This is a genomic window from Paraburkholderia sp. BL10I2N1 (assembly GCF_004361815.1).
In the GTDB taxonomy this organism is placed as follows: domain Bacteria; phylum Pseudomonadota; class Gammaproteobacteria; order Burkholderiales; family Burkholderiaceae; genus Paraburkholderia.
Map to the genome: position 1 here is coordinate 3,625,848 of NZ_SNWA01000001.1, position 23,799 is coordinate 3,649,646.

19 protein-coding genes and 3 pseudogenes are annotated in these 23,799 nt (G+C 59.9%); 9 read left to right on the forward strand and 13 right to left on the reverse strand.

The window, feature by feature from the left end:
• Positions 1-66 precede the first annotated feature (66 nt).
• A complete protein-coding gene (locus B0G77_RS16810) occupies positions 67-1,047 on the reverse strand; it encodes an IS5 family transposase (RefSeq protein WP_133663126.1) in 981 nt (326 codons plus the stop codon).
• Between the two features lie 58 nt (positions 1,048-1,105).
• Here B0G77_RS16810 and B0G77_RS16815 point away from each other — a divergent pair.
• Positions 1,106-1,474, forward strand: a pseudogene (locus B0G77_RS16815) (transposase); the annotation flags it as partial.
• 426 nt (positions 1,475-1,900) lie between these two features.
• Here the strand turns inward: B0G77_RS16815 and nadC are convergent.
• The 8 genes and pseudogenes from nadC to B0G77_RS16855 all read right to left on the reverse strand — a co-directional run bounded on the left by nadC (position 1,901) and on the right by B0G77_RS16855 (position 10,171).
• Positions 1,901-2,769, reverse strand: a pseudogene (gene nadC, locus B0G77_RS45260) (carboxylating nicotinate-nucleotide diphosphorylase).
• A 313-nt stretch (positions 2,770-3,082) separates the two neighbouring features.
• On the reverse strand, positions 3,083-3,334 hold the full coding sequence (locus B0G77_RS44275; RefSeq protein ID WP_133663127.1) for a hypothetical protein: 252 nt from the start codon (positions 3,332-3,334) through the stop codon (positions 3,083-3,085).
• Positions 3,335-3,542: 208 nt separating this feature from the next.
• Positions 3,543-4,964 (reverse strand): MFS transporter, encoded by a 1,422-nt coding sequence (locus B0G77_RS16830; RefSeq protein ID WP_243751030.1) that lies wholly within the window; start codon positions 4,962-4,964, stop codon positions 3,543-3,545.
• A gap of 123 nt (positions 4,965-5,087) precedes the next feature.
• Complete coding sequence (locus tag B0G77_RS16835; RefSeq protein ID WP_133663128.1) at positions 5,088-6,068, reverse strand: ornithine cyclodeaminase family protein; 981 nt, start codon at positions 6,066-6,068, stop codon at positions 5,088-5,090.
• A gap of 7 nt (positions 6,069-6,075) precedes the next feature.
• Positions 6,076-6,624 carry a hypothetical protein gene (locus B0G77_RS16840; protein ID WP_133663129.1) on the reverse strand — a complete coding sequence of 183 codons (549 nt, stop codon included), beginning with the start codon at positions 6,622-6,624 and terminating at the stop codon, positions 6,076-6,078.
• A 26-nt stretch (positions 6,625-6,650) separates the two neighbouring features.
• On the reverse strand, positions 6,651-8,129 hold the full coding sequence (locus B0G77_RS16845; RefSeq protein WP_133663130.1) for an NAD-dependent succinate-semialdehyde dehydrogenase: 1,479 nt from the start codon (positions 8,127-8,129) through the stop codon (positions 6,651-6,653).
• 18 nt (positions 8,130-8,147) lie between these two features.
• On the reverse strand, positions 8,148-9,041 hold the full coding sequence (dapA, locus tag B0G77_RS16850; RefSeq protein ID WP_133663131.1) for a 4-hydroxy-tetrahydrodipicolinate synthase: 894 nt from the start codon (positions 9,039-9,041) through the stop codon (positions 8,148-8,150).
• Positions 9,042-9,052: 11 nt separating this feature from the next.
• The gene (locus tag B0G77_RS16855; protein WP_133663132.1) at positions 9,053-10,171 is read right to left on the reverse strand and encodes an AraC family ligand binding domain-containing protein; all 1,119 of its coding nucleotides are present in this window, start codon (positions 10,169-10,171) and stop codon (positions 9,053-9,055) included.
• A gap of 217 nt (positions 10,172-10,388) precedes the next feature.
• Between B0G77_RS16855 and B0G77_RS16860 the strand changes: the two genes are divergently transcribed.
• The 5 genes from B0G77_RS16860 (at position 10,389) to B0G77_RS16885 (ending at position 15,806) form a co-directional block, all read left to right on the forward strand.
• Positions 10,389-11,642: a citrate synthase family protein gene (locus B0G77_RS16860; RefSeq protein WP_208116427.1), complete on the forward strand. Its 1,254-nt coding sequence runs from the start codon at positions 10,389-10,391 to the stop codon at positions 11,640-11,642.
• Between the two features lie 97 nt (positions 11,643-11,739).
• Entirely contained in the window at positions 11,740-12,321 is a 582-nt protein-coding gene (locus tag B0G77_RS16865; RefSeq protein ID WP_133663133.1) for a TetR/AcrR family transcriptional regulator, read from the forward strand.
• A gap of 69 nt (positions 12,322-12,390) precedes the next feature.
• Positions 12,391-13,473: an alkene reductase gene (locus B0G77_RS16870; protein ID WP_208116428.1), complete on the forward strand. Its 1,083-nt coding sequence runs from the start codon at positions 12,391-12,393 to the stop codon at positions 13,471-13,473.
• Between the two features lie 101 nt (positions 13,474-13,574).
• Positions 13,575-14,453 (forward strand): SDR family oxidoreductase, encoded by an 879-nt coding sequence (locus tag B0G77_RS16875; RefSeq protein ID WP_133663135.1) that lies wholly within the window; start codon positions 13,575-13,577, stop codon positions 14,451-14,453.
• Between the two features lie 648 nt (positions 14,454-15,101).
• Positions 15,102-15,806, forward strand: coding sequence for an SDR family oxidoreductase (locus tag B0G77_RS16885; protein WP_133663137.1), 705 nt, complete (start codon positions 15,102-15,104; stop codon positions 15,804-15,806).
• Between the two features lie 535 nt (positions 15,807-16,341).
• Here B0G77_RS16885 and B0G77_RS16890 read toward each other — a convergent pair.
• Both B0G77_RS16890 and B0G77_RS16895 read right to left on the reverse strand, forming a co-directional pair.
• Positions 16,342-16,758, reverse strand: a pseudogene (locus tag B0G77_RS16890) (tyrosine-type recombinase/integrase); the annotation flags it as partial.
• A gap of 551 nt (positions 16,759-17,309) precedes the next feature.
• Positions 17,310-18,263, reverse strand: a complete 954-nt coding sequence (locus tag B0G77_RS16895; RefSeq protein WP_133663138.1) for a DNA-binding protein — start codon at positions 18,261-18,263, stop codon at positions 17,310-17,312.
• Between the two features lie 180 nt (positions 18,264-18,443).
• Here B0G77_RS16895 and B0G77_RS16900 point away from each other — a divergent pair, with 180 nt between their 5' ends.
• The 3 genes from B0G77_RS16900 (at position 18,444) to B0G77_RS16910 (ending at position 22,560) form a co-directional block, all read left to right on the forward strand.
• The gene (locus B0G77_RS16900) at positions 18,444-19,598 is read left to right on the forward strand and encodes a tyrosine-type recombinase/integrase (protein WP_133663139.1); all 1,155 of its coding nucleotides are present in this window, start codon (positions 18,444-18,446) and stop codon (positions 19,596-19,598) included.
• Between the two features lie 1,186 nt (positions 19,599-20,784).
• Positions 20,785-20,982, forward strand: coding sequence for a hypothetical protein (locus B0G77_RS16905; protein WP_133663140.1), 198 nt, complete (start codon positions 20,785-20,787; stop codon positions 20,980-20,982).
• 318 nt (positions 20,983-21,300) lie between these two features.
• Entirely contained in the window at positions 21,301-22,560 is a 1,260-nt protein-coding gene (locus B0G77_RS16910; protein WP_133663141.1) for a hypothetical protein, read from the forward strand.
• Here B0G77_RS16910 and B0G77_RS16915 read toward each other — a convergent pair.
• On the reverse strand, positions 22,508-23,407 hold the full coding sequence (locus B0G77_RS16915; protein WP_133663093.1) for an IS3 family transposase: 900 nt from the start codon (positions 23,405-23,407) through the stop codon (positions 22,508-22,510). The two genes, B0G77_RS16910 and B0G77_RS16915, sit on opposite strands and share 53 nt — an antisense overlap.
• Positions 23,404-23,793, reverse strand: coding sequence for a transposase (locus tag B0G77_RS16920; RefSeq protein ID WP_133663094.1), 390 nt, complete (start codon positions 23,791-23,793; stop codon positions 23,404-23,406). The genes B0G77_RS16915 and B0G77_RS16920 overlap by 4 nt, the downstream gene beginning before the upstream one ends.
• Between the last annotated feature and the right edge of the window lie 6 nt (positions 23,794-23,799).

Consider the following 23,799-nt stretch of genomic DNA (forward strand, 5'->3'; position numbering starts at 1 on the left):
GCTTCACTCCTTGGTTTTTGGCCCTCACGGGCCTTGCATGCGGGCTTTTCGCCCGCCTTTCGCCCATTAAGGGCGTACCTGTGCCATCAATCGCTTGCGCGACAGATAGACGTTGGCCAGGGCCAAGGCCACGAATGCGCGGTTCGCATTCTTTGCCAGACCGCGATAGCGCACCTTCGTGAATCCCCACAGACGCTTGACGACCGCAAACACATGCTCGACCCGCGCCCTGATCCTCGACTTGTTGCGATTCTTGCCGCGCGCCACTTCGTCGACTTCGCCTGCACGACGCGTACGCTGATTGGTAAAGTCGCGTGCCTTCGGTGCCTTGCTGCGGATCAGCGCCTTCTGGCTCGCATAGGCGCTGTCGCCATAGACGCGTCGCTCCTGGCCGTGCAGCAATTGCGGCAGCGGGTGCTTGTCATGCACGTTGGCCGGCGTGAGCACCGCGCTATGCGTCAGACCGGTTTGGCTGTCCACGCCGATATGCAGCTTTGCGCCGAAATACCATCGTTTTCCCTTGCGCGTCTGATGCATCTCAGGGTCGCGGGCCTTCTGCTCGTTCTTGGTCGAGCTCGGCGCGCCGATCAGGGTGGCATCTACGATGGTGCCACTGTTGAGCTTCATGCCACTGACTTGCAGAACCCGGCCCACTTCGGCGAGCAGCTGCTCACCCAGTTTGTCGCGCTCCAGCAAGCGCCGGAACTTGAGCAGCGTCGTCGCGTCCGGCACCGCTTCGCAGCCCAGATCAATGCCCACAAAGCGACGCAGACTGGTGCTGTCATACAGCGCTTCTTCGCACGCAAAGTCAGCCAGGTTGAACCAGTGCTGGATAAAGTGAATCCGCAGCATGCGCTCGAGGCCAATCGGCGGTCGGCCGTTGCCGCGCTTCGGGTAATACGGCTCGACTACCGCGCACAATCCGGCCCACGGCACGATCGCATTCATCGCGTCGAGAAACTCGTCCCGACGCGTGCGTTTGCGTCGGGTCTCGAATCCCGCACCTTGACCTTGATCTGCGGCCATCGCGAGCGTCTGTTGCTTCATCGTCTTTTGCCTTATCCGTTGCTTGCGAGCTCTATAACGCTTGAAACGTACGAACGGTGGACTGATATTGTTGAGCGCCACGGCGGCTGTCGCGACGATGGGCGACGCGAAGGCCTTTCGCTCAGGACGGGAATTCGCCGCCTGGCTCGGTCTGGTGCCCAAACAAACCGGCTCTGGCGGCAAGGTTCAGTTGCTGGGCATCAGCAAGAGAGGCGTCACGTATCTGCGCACGCTGCTGATCCACGGGGCTCGTAGCGTGCTACGACATCCAGACAGGGCCGGCGCATGGGTTGAGCAGCTCGGCAAACGCCGACCGTTCAACGTGGTAATCGTGGCTCTAGCCAACAAGATCGCAAGAACCATTTGGGCACTTCTCGCCCACGACAGGCAGTACGGCAGAGAGTACGTAAGCTCGAAACCTCATTAAAGAATTTGCGTTACAAAGAAGCTGTTCTCACAGGTGGCACTTTGACAGGTTGCGTTGGCAATCGTGTGTAATGACAAGATAGGTCGGACCGGGACTCCCTAAACCTGGGTATGACGAAGAGCCTTGAGCTCGACACGGAAATGAGGTGGGAGTCAGCGGATTTCATCGGGGCCCGCAGCCGAATGATTGGCTGCAACAGGCCGGATATAAAGCAGCAACCGCCCCATCAAGTCGACCACACGAAAAACCTTCGCAAAAAGGGAGGCGTCCATATAAAGTCATACTGCCTTAATCAGCGTTGCCTTAATCCGAAGCTACGGATGCAGTGAGCGCGGCCGTGAGGATGCGGTCGTTACTCGATCGCATTCGCTTTTCAGCTCCGGCTTGAAACCTGTGCTGTCTCAGATCGATGATGTTCACTCGGCATCAGGCGTGAATCCGCATCGACAAGTCGATAGCGCGAACATGCTTGGTAAGCGCACCACTCGAAATACGATCCACGCCTGTAGCGGCGATTGCGCGCAGGGAATCCAGGTCAACGCCGCCGGACACCTCCAGAACCGCGCGACCGCCGTTCACGATGAAGGGGTGTGACATGTCGTCGAGGCTGAAGCCATCAGGAGGATGCATTCTGGCCCCGCGCCCAGCGCCTCCTGGAGCTCGATGAGGTTCTCCACTTCGATCTGGATGCTGATGTTCCCTCCCAGACTTTTTGCTTGCTCGAGCGCCCGGCGCACCCCGCCTGCAGCAGCGATGTGATTCTCTTTGATCAAGATGCCGTCCCACAGCGCCATGCGATGGTTTAATCCGCCTCCGACGCGCACGGCATACTTCTGCGCTTGTCGAAGTCCTGGGAGCGTCTTCCGTGTGTCGAGAATCGCACACCCTTTGGAATTGGGCGAAACGCCCGAAATTTTGTCGACGTAGCGACGAGTCAAGGTGGCTACGCCGGATAGCATTTGCAGGAAGTTCAGTGCTGATCGCTCTGCAGACAGTCAGACAGTAGGGGCTCTTGCGTCGCCGCTGATGCGACACACGACCGAGTTAGCTTTAACTGGTGCGCCTTCGTGAACAAGCCATTCAATTTGCGCGTCGGTGTCCAGCCTTGCCATGCAAGCTGCGAACCAGGACTGGCCGGCAATTACTCCGTCTTCTTTGGCCGTCACAAAGGCTTGTACGCGTTTCCTGGGCGGCACGAGTCGCGCGGTCCAGTCCCCACGGCCGATATCCTCGCGGAGCGCATCTTCGACTTTGCGCTCTAGCGCCTGCTGCAGAGTTTCGTTGCACTCGAACATCTTTTCTCCATACGGTGCGCCATCGGCGCCCGGCACCCACGCTGTTGTGGGGCACGTAGGTCGACGGGACGAGGAGTTTCGGGCAACTGCACCATGCCGTCAGATCGGCCCTGACTGTCGTGCTGGCATTCAGATGTTTGCACAGTGCGACGACGGTGGGGATCCCGGATGGCTAATAGCTGCCACCGGGCGTTTCGTGGAGTACCCGGAGCATTCCCTCCGCGAAAGGCCCGGTGACGCCTTTAAAATCTTCCCTCGTCAGGCATTGCAACCCCGCGGCTAGGATCTAGCAACACATGCACGGACGCTGCCATCACGCCGCAGCACACCACGAAGCGTTCATCGCCGGTCGTTCGATATCGGGCGGGAACACACGCCACGCACCGTCATCATGGAGGAAGAAGTAGATTGTCAAAGCGCCTGATGGTCGCAGTGCTTCCACGCAGATATACCGTCCCCGATTGGAAGGCATCCGACCAAACTCGGTGACTCGGGCCGGCATCGCCGGAGTCGGCCCAAGCCACTTTTTGACCAGTGAGCGCAAAGGTCTGTCTATCGTACCCATCGACTTCTCCTTCTACTTTTCCAGCACTGATGCAGCCAGCGACATAAACTTTCGAACAACGAGTCTGATGTCAGAGGTGACTCAATTTCATTCCGAGCCCCTGAGTACACGGACGAGGCCGCCATTGGAGCGAAAACAGAGCGGTGCTCCATTCCGCTCAGCGCCTTCCGGCATAAGCGGTGATTCAATTCCGCCGTTGTAGCGACTGTCAGGTATCCAGCGCAGGCGTCACACTTATGCTGGAAGGCATTGCACCGTATACGAGAGCCGCAGTAAGCAACAAGGCAGCTCCGATGGCGATGAACATGGCATCGTATGTGCCTGACCATTGCTGGATAAGGCCTGCAAGTAAAGGTCCTAACATCGCTCCCACCCGCGACAATCCGAGAAAAATGCCGACACCTGTCCCCCGGATCTCAGTGGGATACATTGCGGCAACCAGATTGTTGAGAACTATCTGGGATCCAACTACGAACGCCCCCGCCGCGGCTACCGCAATGATGGTCGTCGTGTGATTATGAGATCGTGCTAACACCCATATGGCTGCCGCACCAAGTACGAAGCTTATGGCGACGACGCGTCGGCGATCGCCTGACCGGTCTGCCGCGAAGCCCGCCAGGAGGCCGCCTAGAACAGCCATTGCAGCGAGCAGGGACCCGTAAGCAAAGCTTGCCGACAGGTTTTCGCCACGCTTGAGCATGATGGTCGGGAGCCAGCCGGAGAGGCCGTAAGCCGAAAACAGGCTGAGTGCGCCCGCGCAACAGCAACTGACAGTCCGGACCCAGTAATCGCGTGAGAAGAGCACGCGCGCTGAACCGCGGTGCTCGATCGCGGGCGGCACGTACAACTGCGCCGACTCGTAGCGCTGCGCGCGATCAGGACGGATCTTTCCGAGCAATGCCTTCAGTTCCGACCAGCGGGCGCGGCTCGCAAGGTAGTGGGGCGACTCTGGAAGCCAATGGATGAGCACCGTAAGCGAGAGCAGCGCTGCGCCGGCGTAGTACAAGCTCTGCCAGCCGAAACGGGGTGTGAGCCATGCCGCGACAATGCCGGCCGATGACGCGCCTGCGAGCCAGCCGAGCGAAAAGAACCACGCGGTGAAAACGTTCGACACACGCGCCGGCGCAATTTCATTGATATAGGTGATGGCGATCGGCATGAGCAGGCCAAGTGCAAGGCCCATGACCACACGCAGCGCGACATATGAGAAGAAGTCATGCGCTGCGACAGCGATCGCGAGGCTCATGATGCCGGATGCCCAGCACCCGAGAAGAAGCACCTTTCTGCGGCCAAGGCGGTCGCCTAACAGTCCTGAAACGGTCGATCCTGCTGCGAAGCCTGCCAGTCCGCTGGAGAGAAGTACACCGATTTCACCCGGTGACAGGCGCCATAGCTCAGTGACCGAATGGACGATGTAGGCAGCGTTGTAAAGGTCGTAGCCATCAGCCAGAAGTATCAGCGATATCAACAGGCCCAGCCAGATGTGGAAGGGTCGGAGGGGCGCGTTGTCGATCTCCTGCCTTACGTCAAGGCGGCCCGAGGAGTTCCACACCGCGCTTGCACGGGGCGCCTCAAGGTCAACGTCGGGTAATGACGCAAGAGCCATTGTGTCATTCAGCTTGGCCTTCATTCTTTGTCTCCCACGTAATATGAACGGTAGATGTAGTTTTATGAGCCCCAGCGCGATGGATGCGCCGGGCGGCCCGAGGCGCGGTCCATCAGACAAACCCGGAATGGCGACGCCGCGGGCGAATTACGCGAACCGCGGGGCTTCGCGCGTTGGAAGCGGGAGCGGGGCGCCGAGTCCGGCACGCGTTGCACGCTCCAGAATTTCGACGCCAAGCGCCAGGTCCGACACTCCCATCCCCATTGCCTTGAAGATAGTGATGTCGTCATCAGTGGTGCGGCCGTTCTTTCCGGCGATGACATCACACAGCGAGTTGACGTCCGCCCAACGACGGGATTCGCCATAGGCCCGAATGAGCTCGGTCGAAAGGCGTTGCGCCGCGGGCAGGTCGTCAACGACGGCGCGCGTGCAGCGGGCGAACACATTCATTTCAAGTTCGACACGCTCCTCGGTAATCGCCCCTACCGCGTTGATGTGGGCGCCCCGGGCTATGCACGAAGCAGACAGGAATGGCTGTTTCGCGCGCGTTACCGTGGTAATGATGGGTGCGTCGGCGACGGCCTCTTCGACCGAACTGGCTTCGACAATTTCCATATGAAACGTCTCACGCGCGCGGGCGATAAACGCCTGCCGCTTCTCGGGCGTTGGGCTGAAGACCCGCACGAGGCGCAGCGGTCGTACAGCGGCCACCGCGGCGAGTTGCGACAGGGCCTGCTTGCCCGTACCAATAAGCGCCATCAGGTCGGCATCCGGCTGTGTAAGCCAGCGCGACGCGACGCCGGATATCCCGCCGGTGCGCATCTGCCCGAGCGCGAACGCCTCAATGATCGCTTTCAACTGTCCCGTCGCAGCGTCGAACAGAATCAGCAAGGGGCATGTTCCGCCGGTAGTGTGAGCCCATGTCTTCGTTCCGACGATGCCTGTCTTGGGATAGGTTGCGCCGATGGCGTGCAGATTGTTCTCGGCCCAGGCTACATGCGTTTTCACCATGTTGCGTGCATCGCCCGCCGCCTGCTGAGCCAGGCCCCGTTCGAGCGCCCCGATTGCGTCGGAAAGGCTCATCAACTCGACGACATTCTGCTCAGAGATCCAGATCGGTGAAGTCATCTCGCTGTTACTCCTCGAAGATTGACGGGACCGGCGGCGCCAGCCGGAGGGTATTGACCACGATCGCGTGAGTGACGTAACGCCCAATCAACATTGCGAAGGCCATTGCTTCGGATGGCGGAACGAGACTGGCGAGTGCCTCGAACTCGTCCTCAACGCCTATTCCACGCTTCTGGAGCGCCGCGAGCGCATAGACCTGCGCCGCCTTTTCGACATCCGTCAACGCTTCGGCCGACGCCGGATCGAGCCTGTTGACCTCCGCGATCCATTCGCGGGGAAAGCCCAGTTTCGCACTCAGACGTTCATGCTGATGGCGTTCATAGCGGTTCTCCATGTAGCTCGCCACTGTCAGTGCACCGAGTTCGGTCAGCCGGTCCGGGAGCGCCTTCTTCAATGCGTCCGTGAAATGCATGAATTGCAGGATCACGTCGGGCGCATTGCCTGCGCACTTGAAGAGTTCGCCCAGATACCCGAGCCGTTTCACGCGCGGCTCCAGATAGGCTGCGAGGTCGGGGGGCAGCGACTCCATCTCGAGTCGGGGGATACGGTTACTCATCGTTGTCTCCTTTTGACGGTCGCGCGTCAGAACGCACCGGCGAGCACGCCGGCCTTGATTTCGAGGTAGTCGTCGACTCCGTACACAGAGCCTTCGCGTCCGACGCCGGACGCCTTGACTCCGCCAAACGGAACGACTTCTGATGAGATCGCGCCGGTGTTGATGCCGACCATGCCGGCTTCGAGCGCCTCGAACACGCGAACAATCCTGTCCATGCGGGACGCGAAGAAGTAAGCAGCGAGGCCGTATTCCGTATCGTTGGCAAGCGCAATGCCTTCTTCTTCCGTGACGAATCGCACGATCGGCGCCACGGGGCCAAACGCTTCCTCGCGAAAGAGTCGCATATCGGGAGTGACGCCGCGCACAACCGTCGGTTCAAAGAAATTACCGCCGAGCGGATGAGGGTTGCCACCGACGGTCACTGTCGCATCCAGCGCAATTGCGTCTTCGAGCAACGCGCGGAGATGGGCAATGGCGTCGCTATTGATGAGCGGGCCTTGATCGACGTCTTCTGCCGTTCCCGGGCCTACACGTAGCTGCGCCACTGCACGCTCGAATTCCGTGCAGAACGTGTCGTACACGCTCTCCTGAACCAGAATCCGGTTGGTACAGACGCAGGTCTGCCCGGCATTGCGGAACTTTGAGAAGATCGCGCCCGCGACAGCCTTCGGGATGTCAGCGTCGTCGAATACGATGAACGGTGCGTTGCCGCCCAGTTCCATTGAAACCTTCTTGACCGTTTCCGACGATTTCGCCATCAGTTCACGACCGACTTCGGTCGAGCCGGTGAACGTGAGCTTGCGCACGATCGGGTTACGACAAAGTTCATCGCCGATGCGGCGGGCGCTGCCCGTGACAACGTTGATGACGCCCGCGGGAATGTCAGCTTCCTCGGCGAGCACTGCGAGCGCCAGCGCGGTGAATGGTGTGGCGCTCGCCGGCTTCAGAACTACCGTGCAGCCCGCCGCAAGCGCCGGTCCGATCTTGCGGGTAATCATTGCCGCCGGGAAGTTCCATGGCGTGATGGCCGCACAGACGCCGACCGGCTGTTTGACGACGATAATGCGATGGCCGTCGGCGGGGGCGGGGATCACATCGCCGTTGATCCGCTTCGCTTCCTCAGCGAACCATTCGATGAAGGATGCGGCGTAGCGAATCTCTCCGCGCGCTTCCGCGAGCCTCTTGCCCTGTTCGGACGTTAGAATCAGTGCAATGTCCTCGATATGCGCAGTCACCTTGTCGTGCCACGTGCGCAGCAATTGCGATCGATGCTTCGCTGTGGTCCGCTTCCAGGATTCCAGCGCTGTCGCTGCCTGCTCAATTGCGCTGCGCACCACTTCGACCTTAAGGTCAGGCACGCGTCCGACGATTGCTCCCGAAGCCGGATTGCGCACGTCAAGCGCCGCCCCGTCACCGGCCTCGATCCACGTGCCGCCCACGAACGCAGCCTGACGCAGCAGATCGGGACGAGCGAGGACGGGAGTCGCCAGCTTATGTGTTGGCATGTCTATGGCTCCTCGTCCTTAGATGAGACCTGCGCGTTCGAGCACGTGGTCAAGGCGTTTTTCGAGTTCGGGAGTCGCAGGGACCATTGGCAGCCGATGCTCGTTGACCGGCAGGAGACCCAGCCGCTTCATCATGTACTTGATCGGAATCGGATTGGTGTCGAAGAACACTGACAGATTCAGTTCAAACAGATCGAAGTGCAGCTTTCGGCCTGCCGCAAGATCGCCTTGGTCGACGGCCTCGAAGAGGTCGGCGACCTTCCGGGGTGCGAGATTGCCGACCGCATTCATCAATCCGCATGCACCGACCGCGAGCATCGGGAAGCTCAGTTCCTCGAGGCCCACAAACACATGCCAGTCGGGCCCGAACGCGTCAAGCATGTGCGTGACGAAACCCATATCGTTGACGGCGTGTTTCATGCCGATGAGGTTCGGCACGCGCTCCCTGATTGCCTTGACGGTCGCGAGATCCACGTTCACGGCCGCGCGTCCCGGGATGTGATAGATCATTAGCGGCCGTTCTGTGCGTTGGCCGACTTCTGCGTAATACTCGACGAGGCCGCGTTGTGGCGGCTTGATGTAGTACGGCGTGACAACCAGCAGCCCGTCGACGCCTGCTTTGTCCGCATGCGAAGTCAGCTCGAGCGTTTCCGATAGCGATTGGGAACCGGTCGCCGCGATCACCGGCACGCGACCAGCCGCAGCCTCGATCGCCACGTCCACAAGGCGATTGCGTTCAGCAGTCGTCAGCGTGCTGGGTTCTGCAGTAGTGCCGTTGACGAGCACGCCGTGACCGCCGTTGGCGATCTGCCAGTCCACGAGCCGCGCGTAGGTGTCGTAGTCGACCTCGCCGTTCCGGAACGGCGTGACGATCGGGGTCATTGAACCCCGCAATGAAGAAAGTTTGTTCATCGATCGAGTCCTCAGGCTGCGCTCTTGCGATTGGTCTGGAAGCCCGTCTGGGTGCCCAGCAACGCCGGCGCTTCCTTCAAGCTCTCCTGCCAGAGGAGCGATTCCATGTAGATGTTGAGTGGCTGATCCTGAATCGTCAGTTCATACACGGGCTCGTCGTGCGATGCATGGTTGTGCACAGCCCAACCGGGTGCCGACAGCATCAGGTCGCCCGCTTTCCAGTCGTAACGGTTGCCAGCGACCGTGCTGTGGCCCGAGCCGGAGAAGTAGTAGTTGATTGCTGCCGATACGTGGCGGTGCGGACGATCGACGATCTTTGGCGGACGGATTGTCATGGTTGCAAAGAAGTTCGGCGTGATGCCGTTCGTGCGTCCCGTCGTCGGGTTGTACATCATGTAGAGACGTCGGCCCACGTACTCGCTGCCAAGCGCGGCGAGTTTGTCGAGTTCTGCCTTTACGTTTTCCCACGGGAAATGGAGCGGCTTCGACTCGACAACTGTCGGGTTGATCAACGTCTCATACGGCATGAGCAGGCCACCCTCGGTGCCGATCGGGAACGTGCCATAGGGATTCTTGCGCCGAGGATCGTCATCAGAGTGGGTAATCGCAGGACCGCTCTCGACGTCAAGCGCAACATCGAAATCCTGCACATAGATTTCCATGTGCTGAAGCAGCGGGATGTTCGAGTACACCAGCCGGACCTGGATGTCGTCCGAGTCATTGATGTGCTGATAGGCGACGAATGACGGATGGTTCCATACGTCGTATTGACGGAATGCAATAGAGCGGCCGGCAACGATCGTGCGGCCCGCACCGCGAATGCAGAAGTTGACCTCAGTCGCGTTGTGGCGCATGGGTTGCGTGGCTTCGCCCGGCAACAGCACCTGCAGCATGACCTGGATGCCGGGCGCGAGCCCCGGTGCGTCGTTACGCGCTGCGGGATGCACGATCAGCGATTGCCGGCGTCCGTCGGCCGGGGCAGGCAGGCCCGCAAGGCGAGCCACTTCGCCGTCGATTTCCTCGCGCGTGATGACCACAGGATCCCAGTAGTGATTGTCCCGCGGACGTGTTGTTGTCTGATCGACAAACAAGGCCTCGCGCCGTTCGAACGCGTGCTTCAACTCATGCATGACTGCCTCCGTTTTCGGTAATGGATTTGTGCTTCGGTCACGTCGCCGCGCAACCCTTGCCATGCGAAAACGATAGACTTCCTTAAGGGTTCAATCAAGATTGATAATTCAAATCAATATAAAGGAGCCTGCTTGCCGTTGGGCCTTATTTGAGGAGTGTGCTGGCGCTCGATGTACAATTGATTAAATCGAGTTTGTCAAAGGAATGCGTCGTCTCATGGCCAAGGATCTATTGACTCGAAGCGAAGTGCTCGAATTGCTCAACATCAAGGCGGGCACGCTCTACGCGTACGTGAGCCGCGGCTTAATCAAGACGGCTCCGCACCCGGACGGTCGCAAGAGCCTGTATTTCCGGACCGACGTAGATCGTGTTCGCAGCCGCAAACGTGGGCGACCGCCGCAGATCGCCGCGGCGGAATCCACGATGCACTGGGGTGCGCCGGTAGTGGCGTCGGCAATCACGCAGATAGCCGAGGCCGGCCCATCCTACCGAACCCGCTCAGCCGTCGAGATGGCACGCGTGGGAGTGTCGTTCGAATCGGTCGCGCAATTGCTGATGACAGGAATGTGGCAAGACAATTTCGCGGCCTGGCCGGCCATCGACACGCCGGAAGATGTGAAGCAGATGATTGACCATTACCAGGCATCGCAAGTGGCCACCGATATTGGCAATCTGCTCGGCATGGTGACATTCGCATTGGGTATGCGCGGCAGGGGACCGGCGGAAATCGCGGACGGCGCATCCGTACCGGCCGCACGACTCCTGATGCAAACGATGGCTGGCTGCCTGGGTTTCCTGCAGACGTCGCGTCGCTTCGCAGCGCGCCAGGCATTCGAGTCGCTTCCGGCGTTTATTCTGCGCGTCAGCGGGGTTGATGCCTCGCCGGAGGCTCTGCGCGCATTAAATGGCGCGATGGTCGTGCTCGCCGATAACGAACTGGCGCCGGCGACATTCGCCGCGCGCATTGCTGCATCAACCAACGCGGACCTCTTCAACTGCGTTGCAGCGGCAATAGGCTCGCACCTCGGATTCTCAACAGGTACGGCCACCCTCAAGGTGGAGTCCGCACTGCTGCAGACGACGTCGGCCAAGGATCTGGCACAGCGCAAGAGCCTCGTCAAGGAGTACGGCGCAAGCCTGTTCGGTTTCAATCATCCAATGTATCCCGGAGGTGACCCTCGGGCGGACGTCATACTGGATCTGGTCCGGGCCCTCCCGAAGCTGGACGTGGACACCCGCAATACCCTTGCATTTCTCGACGAACTTCGCGCACAGCAGCAGGCACATCCGGGCGTTGCAATAGCACTGGTCACGCTTGCGCGGGCGCTAGGGATGCCCGACGGATCTGCCACGGCGATCTGGGTGCTGAGCCGCACGAGCGGCTGGGTGGCGCACGTGCTGGAGCAGCGCACGATGGGCTTCCTGCTCAGGCCGCGCGCGAAATACATAGGTAGCGCTGTCTTGCGCTAATCTTATCAGTTGCTATGGTGATACGGACTGTTGCAGAAACTATTCTGGACCGTCGGGTCCGAAACGGCTATCCTATCGAACAAGTTAAGGAAACGAGATGGCAAGGCCGCGTGAATTTGATGAGAGGGAAGCGTTGCTTCAGGCAATGCAGGTGTTCTGGAGCAACGGTTTCGAGGCGACATCACTCACCGACCTGCTAAAGGCCACCGGTCTGAGCAAGAGCAGCCTTTATGACACGTTCGGAAGCAAGCGTGAGTTGTTCCTTGCAGCGTTCGAGGTTTACCGGCTGGAGAGAATGCGGATGCTCGACGGTTATCTGAAGAGCAAACCGACTGCATTCGCATCTATTCGGGCCTTCTTCGAGATGGTGGTTGAGCATGCGCGCCTTGCCGATCGGCCATTTGGTTGTATGAGCTGTAACGAGGCCGTCGAATTCGGACCGCATGACGAGGAAGTACAGCAGCTTATTGCCCGGGATTTCCTGGGAATCGAAGATGCGCTCGCCCATGCTGTTGAACGCGGTAAGGCTGACGGCTCTATCCCCGGCGATAAAGATGCGCGAAAACTCGCACGCTTTCTCACCGTCACACACCAGGGCTTGCAGGTTATGGCTCGCTCGAAGGCAAACATCGACCGGCTTGACGATGCGCTTGGAGTAATGCTGCAGGCATTGCAATAAACGGTTCCCACCCCAGGTGGGATTTATTTGGACCATTTTGGACCGTATGGTCCGTTATTGAAAAGGATGATGAGCATGACCGCAAATTCGCTTGATCAACTGCTTTCGCCGGTGCAGGTTGGCGCATACAAGCTGCGCAACCGGATGGTGATGGCGCCGCTGACGCGCAGCCGTGCCGGTACTGGCGACGCGCCGACACCGCTGATCGCGCAGTACTACCAGCAGCGCGCAAGTGCCGGCCTGATCATCACCGAGGCTTCCCAGATTTCGCCGCAGGGTAAGGGCTATCCGCGCACGCCGGGCATACACTCCGCCGCGCAGATCGCGGGCTGGAGGCAGGTGACCGATGCAGTGCACGCAGAAGGCGGTCGCATCTTCCTGCAGATCTGGCACGTTGGCCGACTGTCTCACCCTTCGGTGCAACCGAATGAAGCGTTGCCGGTCGCGCCGTCCGCGCTTCGGGCCGAAGGCGAAATCTTCACGGCCGAAGGGCTTATGTCGCTCGTGACACCGCGTGCACTTGAGCTGGAGGAAATCGCCGGTGTCGTGGCCGACTTCCGCAAAGCGGCGGAAAACGCGAAGCTTGCTGGCTTCGACGGCGTCGAGATTCACGCAGCGAACGGTTACCTGATTGACCAGTTCCTGCGCGACGGTACAAACGTGCGTACGGACGCCTATGGTGGCTCGATTCAAAATTGCGCGCGCTTCCTGAAGGAAGTCGTGGAAGCCGTCGTGCCGGTGTTTGGCGCCGACCGAGTAGGCGTTCGTCTGTCGCCTATCTTCAACGGCTTCTCGATGAGCGACAGCGATCCTGCAGCGACGTTCGGGTACGCCGCAGAACTGCTTGGTCAGTATGGGCTCGCTTACCTGCACGTGATGCAACTCGGCGAAGGGGAGTTCGACTTTAAGGCCCTGCGGCAGCGCTTTAACGGCACATACATTGCGAATGGTGGATACGATGCCGCACGGGCTGAATCGGCAATCGATGCGGGGGATACGGACCTCGTTTCGTTCGGCACTCTCTTCCTCGCTAATCCGGATCTTGTGAATCGCTTCCGCGCCGGATCGCCCCTCAACGAGGCAGACCGAACGACTTTTTATCAAGGGGAGGAACGGGGCTTCACCGACTACCCCGCGATAAACGCTGCCTGATAGACAGCGCGTCGAAAGCAAAAACGCCATCCGCGGTTGAATGGTCGGGTCGGGTGGCCGACCACGCTAGTCGCGAAACCATGCAAATGAGGATAGAGAACATGTCACGCACGATTCTCGTCACCGGCGCAACGAGCGCCATTTCGGCCGAAGTTATCAAAGGGCTTGTAGCCGCGAATGCAAAAGTTCGCGCGCTGGTACGTAATCCGGAAAAGGGTGATTCGCTCGCGCGATCCGGCATCGACATCGTCGTGGGCGACCTTGAAAAGCCGCAAACGCTGGACGCGGTGTTCGCTGGTGTGGACACCGCGTTCATGCTGACGCCGCCGGGTCCGCGAGCGCCTGAGCAAGGGTCGAACGCGCTGTGGGCAGCGCGCCAGGCTGGTGTACGGCGCATTGTCCGTTTGTCAGCCTTCGGCGCGGCACACAACGCGCCTACGATCAATGGACGTCTGCACGCGCTGTCCGACGCCGAGCTCATTGCCTCCGGTTTGAGTTATACGATTCTGAAGCCGCACTTCTTCATGCAAAACCTGTTGATGGCGGCGAGGAGCGTGGCGGAGCAGGGCATCTTGCCGCTTCCCATGGGAAACGGGCGTATGGGGATGATCGATACGCGTGACATTGCCAGCTTTGCTGCGCGGGTGCTTATGTCCGACGGCCATGCAAACGTCAGCTATACGTTGACTGGGCCCGCGTCAATTTCGATGGATGAGACGGCGTGCGCGCTTGCCAGTGTGCTAGCAAAGCCGGTTCGCTATCAGGACGTGCCACTTGACGCGGCGCTCCGGAACATGGCGGAAATGGGTTTTGACGACTTCACGCTTAACGTTCTGCACGATTATTTTGTGGCCTACAGCGGGAACTGGGGTGACGTCGTGACAGACGATATTTTGAGGGTAACAGGCGCACCCGCGCGCACCGTCGCAGAATTCGCACGAGACTTTGCCGACGCGTTTGGCGGAGTACGGGTGGGTTGATAGCCGGTCGATTGATGTGTGCCGAACAGAGTTCAAAGCGACGCTTGCCTTTGAGCGGGTAATCCGTCGCGCATGGATGCACGATCGGACGCTCCCATTTCGCTCTTCTCGCCAGAACGCCGTGTCGGATCGTTATGGCTGACCGACCCGCAGAACAGAATCGAAGTGAAGAAAATGTCCTCAATTATTGACAGTGCTGATGCCGAACCGAGTCACTTTCTCTACTTCGCCAGCGTAGTGCGCAACGGAAGCTTTACCCGCGCTGCAGAAGAGATTGGAGTAAGCAAGTCGACGTTGAGCCGGGTTGTAGCGAGCATGGAAGCGCAGTCCGGCGTGGCATTGCTCGAAAGGACGACCCGGCGGATAAAGGCGACAACCGCTGGGCTCCAGGTGTTCGAATGCTGTATGCAAGTTCATTCTGCAGTACGAAGAGCGCAGGGTGTGCTCGATATGCTGAGCATCCGATGTCCCGACGAGTCTGTCGCTCGCGCGCCTGGCCGTCGTTGATCAACTTCTCTGCCTGGTACCGATAGACACCGACCTGGAAACAAGCGGACTTTTTGTCTTCGGAAACATCAGCGCGGCACGCTCTTTGCACCAGCTTGGGAATCGGTTCGAAGATTAATCTGCTCAAAATGGGAATACGTCATGGGTGCGGAGAAAGAAAGAGCTGTAATTGTCGCCGGCGGGGCAGGTGCCGTGGGTGAAGGCATTGTGAGAGCATTCAGAAAGGCGGGTTACGCTGTTGTGGTCCCGTCGCGAAGCGCGAAGCGTCTGGAAGCGCTGCACGCGGCAGTTGGGGATGGGCTTGATCTTGTCGAGACGGACTTGTCTAATCCTGCCGCTGCGAGGGAATTTGCCACCAATGCTGCCGCGCGGCACGGCGGAATCGAAGTGGTCGTTGCAGCGCTTGGAGGCTGGTCGCACACCGGCCGTTTGCTCGACGCCTCAGCTGAAGTCTGGAACCGGGTCTTGGAAGACGGTCTGACGAGTCACATGCGTACAGCGCAGGCGTTGGCGCCTCTTGTGGCCACAACTCGTGGTGTATATCTATTGATCAATGGCGGCGCCGCAGATCAACCGGTGCCTGACTACGGGCCGGTGTCCATTACCGCAGCTGCACAGGCCATGCTTATGCGCGTTCTGGATCAGGAGCTCGCGACGTCGGGTGCGAGGTCACTGACCCTGCTCGTCGACAGTATTGTCGCGACGCGCTCGAGGGAGCATCCGAAGGCGCAGTGGATTACAGCTGATGAAGTGGGAAGACTTGCCGTTATGTTGGCCTCACCAGAGGCCGCTCCGTTCGCGGGACAGGTGGTGCGTGCACGTCAGCTGCGCCGGAAGGCACTCTGAGACACAGTCGGGCAACTTGACTGGCAGAGATTGCATATCATGTTTGAAGGCCTCTGCGAACTCATTGACTTCCTCAGGCACCACTGGAACACAATGCACCGCAGAAATCTAGCGCAAACCCGCACAAGCCGAACGACTGGAGACGTGTCGCGCGACGCTTTTCACTTTGGGCGCGAACGAAGTTTGTGAGTACTGCCGCGTTCGGTCGAGGGCGGCGGACGTCCGGAGCGGGCGACCGGTGCCGCACTGCCAGATCAGAACACGGACCCACCGCACAGGAGTGCGAATGTTTCGCGCTACCATTCGTTGCTTGGTCGCCATGGAAACGCTGTTCCCAGGTGAGTGCGACTTCAAAGGGTGGGACCTACCCGGCGGCCCGAGCTGCAGCAGCGCAAAGTGCTCGGGCACCATGTTAGCCAGGTTGGTAGGGATCGGTTATTTTCGCTTCTGAACTGGACTGTCACGGTTCATCCCGAGTTGCCAAACGGCCGCCCTCAGCATCCAGACTTTCTTGTGCATACACCCCCAAGGTGGCGCGGTCCCGACGGCCCTTGCCCTGCTCAATGCGCAGCGTCATACGGTGGCTGTCGACGTCGCCGAACCTTCCGGGCCACCACTTCGCTTGCGCGCAATCCTGCGCCGTAGGCGACTGACAGGGCGGTCTGGTGCTTGAGCTTGCCGGCCGCCTCGGTGAGGCGACGCACTTCATCGGGACTGGGTGCGACGTGCAGTATGCGGGGGCACGGACACAGGGTGCATCCTGACCATCAGGTCGGGCCGGTCAAGCGTAACCCCGAAGAAGAAACTTTAGGCCGGTGATGGCGTGGTTCGGTGGCACGGGCGATGTGCCGTGATCGACGAGATGCGGCTGGTGGCGCCGCAGGTCCTCGAGGGCGGCCGTGTCAGGGGAGCGCCCGAGAAACCGGGCAAATTCGCGCACGATGTACAGATAACCGATTGGGTTATTGCCAATGATGCCCGCGAGGCTCACCATCAGGAACTGGTCGTCATCCGACTTGGCTGTGTTATGGAGCGGGCAGGAGGGGACGGTAATAAGGTCGATCCTATAGTTTCTTCCCTGCATATCGTTCGCCTCCGGAAATAGCGCACGCGGAGGGACATGCTCCGTCGTTGTGCCCTCGGCTTCGCACATATAACAGCGGGTAAATTGCATTCAGACCGTCCAGTTTTTTGAGAAACGAGTGGACACACGGATGCAGAGACTCGAGCAGGGAGATCCGTCCAACCTTCATGTCCTTTATGGTCGTAGGTGATTTCCATGCGTGATCGCCGGCTTGCCTCACGCAGCCGTCCTTCATCACATGTCGGCCAGCATCGGATATCGTTTGGCGCCTTCTTTGGTCGCATCCGCCATGTCACCTTTGCTTCGGTGCAACAGGAAACAAGCACAGGACCCTGATGACCGTTTTGCCGGGATATTTAGCGTTCTCAGCGGGCAGGGCGGTGTGGCGGCATGCGGCGCGGCGCAGACCCCTCGCGTGATCAGGTTTGCGGACGCGAAACTCTGGCTCGACGGGCTGACGGGGATTTTTCACGGGCCTTCAATTGCCCTTGTAACAACGCAACCTGCTGAGCCAGACCATCGCGTTCGTGCTGCAGGCCACGGGCTTCCTGCGTGACGCGATCGTGCAGCTTCTCATGCCGCTCGGCAACGCGCCTTTGTTCGGCGGCGTCCGCCGATATCCGCTCGACGTCGCCGATAAGCTGCTCATTGCGCTTACGGACCTCGGAGAGCGCAGCCTCCGCCCGGCGTTGCGCGTCACGTGCCTCTTCGGTCTGCAGCATGACGCGTTTCTGGACACCTTCGAGCCGCGCCGTCGCACGGTCGACCTCTGCACGCAAGGCCGCTTCATGTTCGGCGTGGGTCGCTCGCAACGTTTCGACTTCACGAAGATGGGCTGATCGCACGTCGCGCAGCGCCTGTTCCGATTGCGCGCGGACAGCGTCCCTTTCGGTCGTGGCTGCTTCGGCCAGCCGGAGCGCGGCGTCACGCCCGCCCTGGACCTGCGCGAGTTCCGCAAGCACTGCGGCAAGTCGTGCCTGCTGGTCGTCAAGCTGGCCGCGAACGCTGCGAAGTTCGCCCTGAAGTTCCGCATGGGCGGTCTCCAGTGTCCCGGCGCGTGTGATGGCGGCGGCCGCTTCTGCTTCGAGCTCGTCGCCACGTTGCGCAAAGACCCGTTCACCTTGTTCGACCGCAAGCGCCCATACCGACAGCATCGCATCGGCGACCGCCGGCGGCAGCGCTGCGGCGAGTGCGTCATTGCGCGTCTGCTCGTCCTTCCACAGTTTCAGTTCGTCATTGATGGTGGTGCGGCTGCCCTGGCGGATTTCCGCGTAGATCAGGTCAACGGTGAGTTCATGCGCAGGCCGGCCCGAGGCGACCAGTTGCGCGGCGGCTTCCCGGGTGCGGATACGGGTGTCACTGATACGGCTCATGGGCGGCCTTTCACGGTAAAAACGGCTGGCAGGAACGGCATTTGAACGCAGATTATGACTGTATATTATCGTATAACGTTATAAACGTAACGCCTGCTGTTCGAAATTTGTGATAACGCCCATAATCGCAAGTATTTGTGCTGTATGCTGCCAAAAGCCCAATTCAAAACGCGTCACACCATGAATCTGCCCGCTGCAGCCCCAGAATCACCAGAACCGATCTTTTCCCTTGTGCTGCCGGCCGCTCTCGACGGGCACAACGGTATCAACCGCGCACGCGGCGGGCACCGGCAGATCGCCGCGGACAGCGACGTCGAGGCCGTGCGCCTGTGGCTCGCGGAATATGCCGGCTCGCCGCACACGCTGCGCAGCTACCGCAAGGAAGCGGTACGGCTGCTGCTGTGGGCCACCCAGGCGCTGGGCAAGCCGCTCTCGAGCCTCACGCGCGAGGACTTCCTGCTGTACGAGCGGTTTCTCGCGGCACCGACCGGCGACTGGGCCGATCCGGTACGGCCGCGGCGGGGCGGCACGCGGCGACTGTTCGACGGGCCCCTGTCCGAGCGCAGCCGGCATCAGGCGCTCGGCATCGTGTCGGGCCTGCTGTCGTATCTGGTCAGTGCCGGCTACCTGGCCGGCAATCCGCTCGCGCTGCGCCGCCGGACCGGCGCGGCAGCGCGGCGCACACGACGGGTCGAGCGTTACCTGGATCACGCCCTGTGGGATCACGTACTCGCCAGCGTCGAGCAGTGGCCGCGGGAGACCGCGCGCGATACGCAGCACTACGAGCGCAGCCGCTGGCTGGTCCGGCTGCTGTACGGCACCGGACTGCGCGTCTCGGAAGCGGCGCATGCCAAGGCGGCCGACTTTTATCAGCGGCGGGGCAACTGGTGGCTCCACGTGGTGGGGAAGGGCGGCACCGAAGGGGAGGTGCCGGTGAGCGCTGCGCTGATGGCGGATCTCGCACGATACCGCGTTTTTCATGGGCTGGCACCGACGCCGTCGGGAAATGAGAAGGCGGCCGCGGTGATGAGCGTCGCGGGCGATCCGCACAGACACCTGACGCCAGCCGCGGTCTATCTGATCGTCAAGGAAGTGTTTCGACGCGCCGCCGATATGCTCGAAACGGGCGACGTGGCCGGCGCTGAAACGCTGCGACGCGCGTCAACACACTGGCTCCGCCATAGCGCTGCGACACATCAAGCCGATGCAGGCACGGACCTGCGCTTCATCCAGAAGAACATGCGTCATGCGTCGATCCAGACAACCGGCATCTATCTGCACGCTGAAGATGACCAGCGGCACGCCGATACCGTGCGCGAACTCGAGCAGAACTGATCCCTGCAACACATAAACATAATGTGAGAGAATCGCTTCGCTATTTAAAACCACAAGAAATCGGGTGCAATATGGCGGACGAGAGCGCCAATCTCTGTTTCGACAAGTCCGGGGCGAAAGCCGACGATGTTCCGCAATCTCATGCAAATTGCATATTCAAAGAGATGCCACAGCGTCGGCTGCATTCAACGTGTGTGACCAGCGCGAATACTTGCCCCCGCCTAACATCCCCCGCAACGGACGTGGCAACCCGGCTGTCATCACGGGCACCCCGTTTTATGTCGAGGCCTGGACCTGGTCTGCTGCGCTTTCACCAGAAGGTGGACGGCCGTAGTGTGCCGAGCAGTTGCACGTAGTCCGAGCGCGGTGAGCAGGAGCAAACACACGATGAGGCAGACGAGCGTTAGTGCTTTCAACGCCGGGCCGTCAATGCTCGGATACATCTATCAGGTTCGGCAGGAAAAGCCGGACTGCGGACTTCGTTGTCAAAATCGAAGCACTCGACGACGTGAGTTTTCACGCCGACGGTGATCCTGTTGCGGTGTTGCAGACGAAAACATGCACTCAATACCGCCGCGAGCCTTGGTGACCTGAGCGCCGAGCTCTGGAAGACATTGCGCGTCTGGCTGGTCGGTTCTTCGTCCGGCGAGATCCCGGTATCCTTCCTGAGGAACGTTTTTCTATTGTTTGCTCTGGTTATTCCTTCCTGAGTTCGTTGCGGACAGATATGCGATTGGAATAACGGGTGGATTTCTTGGGTTTTGAGCCGCTGCGCGGCTTGCTTACCAAAGGAGCAAGTGCCTGAATGTAAGCGCACTTCCGATCGCTAGGCGTTGTTTTGCGGAAGGTCGGTTCTGGGGCGTCGTATGCGCTACCGTTGATTTGATGGTCCGGTCGAGTTCGTAGGGGCGACGAATCGCGCTCGCTTAAATTCCGGCCAAGGAATTGGCGGGGTTCGTTTTTTGGGGGGCTCAATGGAACCGGTTGAACCAGAATTCATCTGGCGTACAGAGATTCACCGCGGCTAGTTATCTTGATCGTGCGACGAAGGGAGACGGAATCTCCGACGCTGTTGCAATATGCCGCGCTCGCTGACCAATAGGGGTGCGTCAGCAATCTATGTCATCGAGTGCTACGCATCAGTTTCTGGGTGCTGGAGGCGATTGGCTAAAATCGAGGAATACTTGTGAAGATCACCGACGAATGGATCCGTGCCAACGCCACCCGCAATGGCGGATATACGAAGAAGCAACTTGAGTTGCTCGACGTTAACTGGCCACCCATCGTCGGATGGAAAGGGGAGATCTCAGGTCGGGAAATCGATGATGCCCTCGCCGACCAGTTTGAAGCAATTGCTCGCGCCACCTTCAACGACGGGCGATAGCAGCAACGTTTGCGGCGGCGGACTATCTCGACTTTCGCCCGGCCTTTCGGTAACCGACGCGTGAGTTCGAGTTACCTTGCAGGCCCACAAACGGCCCGTCTGGCGTCTATTGGCACGATGTACGGACCAATCGGCACGCGTATCGTGCCCGGCGCCATCGGCGCAAGCTCGTTAAAAAGCACATCGCTTGCAGTCGAGTTAGTTGCGTTGCGCGAATGAGTGTCTTCTTGGGATAGAACGCTGCATCGGGACAATAGCTGGATTTTTGCTGAGAACGGGCTTGTATTCCATACGAGCCTGTCCGCACGGGGAAGGGCGATGGCATTGTTGGACGAAATACTGAAGTGGTCGCAAAGTGAACTGAAACTCTGGCAGCAAGATGCTGTGCGTCGCTTATTTACTGCTCCCAAGACCGGCCTGACCGATGCCGACTACGCGGAGCTCTACGACCTCCTGCTCGTAGAGCATAAGTTGCCGAATGCAGGCGATCTGGCGGCGATTCCATTGTCGGCAGCAAACCTTCCCGCAGCCCAAGCAGCCGTCTCGCCCGTCGCATTGAAGGCCATGCGGGATACAAAATATCTCAACCGATTGGCTGCCGGACAGGTGCTTACATTCGCAGCTTCGGGTTTGACCGTGATATTCGGCGGCAACGGGAGCGGGAAGTCCGGCTACGCTCGCGCCCTCAAACGCGCATGTCGCGCGCGCGATCAGGTTGAACAGGTGCATCCAGACACATCAGACCCTCTTGCATCAAAACATATTCCTGAGGCGACGTTCGATGTACTCGACAACGGCGTAGAGGAGGCTCTTATTTGGAGGCGGGGAGAAGAGTCTCCGGAGAAGCTGGCCAGCATTGCGGTTTTCGACTCTCACTGTGCGCGGGTCTATCTGACCGCGGAACAGGAAGCCGCAATATCCCCGTATGGATTGAGCGTTGTTGAGGAACTGGGAAGCAAGGTCCTGCCTCACTTGAAGCGACGATTGGACCACGAGCGCAACTCGATCGACATCGACAAGTCGCCATATAAAAACCTGCTCGGTGACACTGAAGTTGGCCAGTTGATAGCGAATCTCAGCTATAGAACTGACGTCGCAGCTATCGAGAAGCTAGGAACATTGGAGCAGGTGCAGCTTGACCGATACGCTGAATTGGACAAGCTGCTGAAGGAAGCCGATCCCAAGACCACCGCGAACAACCTTTCGAACCAAGCCAAGCGTTTCGGTGAGGTAACACAACGGCTGGACAGAGCGCACGCCTGGGTAAAAGGCGAGTCTGTTAAGCGTCTGCAAACATTGGCTGCAACCGCAATCAACGCGGCCAAGGCTGAGCAGCTTGCAGCCGAGGGATTTCGAGCAGGTGAGGCCTTGCTTCCTGGCACTGGTGAGCCGATCTGGAAAGAGTTGTTTGAGGCTGCGCGCCGCTACTCGGAGCAGGCTGCATACATGAATCATGCATTTCCACACACGGAAGATGCGGTATGTTTGTGTACCGGCTCCGGTTGTTTGGACACGCTTTTGCAGTTCAGGCGGCCAGTTTCATCAGCCTTTCCTGACGGGCTTCGAGGGGTGATTTGAAGCCCAGCTTTTCAAGACGCCAGTCGCGATTGTATCGATCCTTGAATGCGATGGCGGCAGCACGAACTTCCTCCAGGTTTTTGAAGATGCGCCCATGAATCGCCTGTTCCTTCATTGTCCGGTTGAACCGCTCGGCGACGCCGTTGGTCTGCGGTTCGGCGACAAAGGCGTAGCTGGGCGCGATGCCCCAGAACCGGATCTGGTCGCGGAAGTCGTCCGAGGTGTATTGCGAACCGTGATCCATGCGCAGCGACAACCCGCGCCCCGAGTCGGCGACTACCGAGCCAAACTCGGCCAGCAGCCCCTGGGAGATCGGCTCGAGGGCAGCGAAGCGGTCACCGATTTTCGCCGCATGGATGCCGGTGCACAGGCCATCGCAGTGATCAACGGCCGAGAAGATCCACACCATGCCGTCGTCCACGGTCGCGACGCGCACGCCATCGGTACCCCACATCTCATTGGGGCAGTCGGTCGTGATCCGGCCGTCGTGAAGGTTGGGTTCGCCTTTTGGCCGCCGGTGCGGCGAGAGCAGACTGTGCTCACGCATCAATCGCAACACACGGGTTCTGGAGACCCGGATGCCTCGCAAGATGCGCAGCCGTGCCCAGACCTTGCGATGACCTTCGCCGGTGAATGGCGACGCTGCCAGATCGTCGCGAATAGCCTTCAGCAGTTCGGTATCGGGCATCTTCGGCTTGGGGCCGCGACGCCCCGGGATGATCGGCACCACGTTAGCTGCCGCTCTCGCACGCACCGCGTAGATCGTCGAGCGCGGGAACTGGAGCACCTGGCAGACCCGCTGCAATCCAAAGGACTTGCCTGCACTGACGGAGATCGTGTGGCTCATGTCGACGATCTCCGGACGCTCAAAGGGCGACGGGCCTGCAACTCACGCTCCTTGCGCAGGATCTCGACTTCCATGGACAACTCGCCGACCCGTCGCACGGCGTCGTTCAGCCGCGCTTGCAGTGGATCGGTGGTGCGTGCCTTGAGGCCGGCCTCCATGCCGGCCAGCGCCAGTTCACGCCATTGCTCGAGCTCGGCGATCGTCACACCGACTTCGCGGGACACGGCGTCAACGGGTTCGCCGCGCAGCAGCCGAAGCACCACGCTACGCTTGCGGCCGGTCGACCAGCGTTTGACTTCGGCCGCGCCAGAGGCGCTTTCAGTCGCGCTACGCGCTCCTTCCTGCGCATCTGGCGCAATCGCCTTCGAATCAGCTTTCTTCAACATCAACCA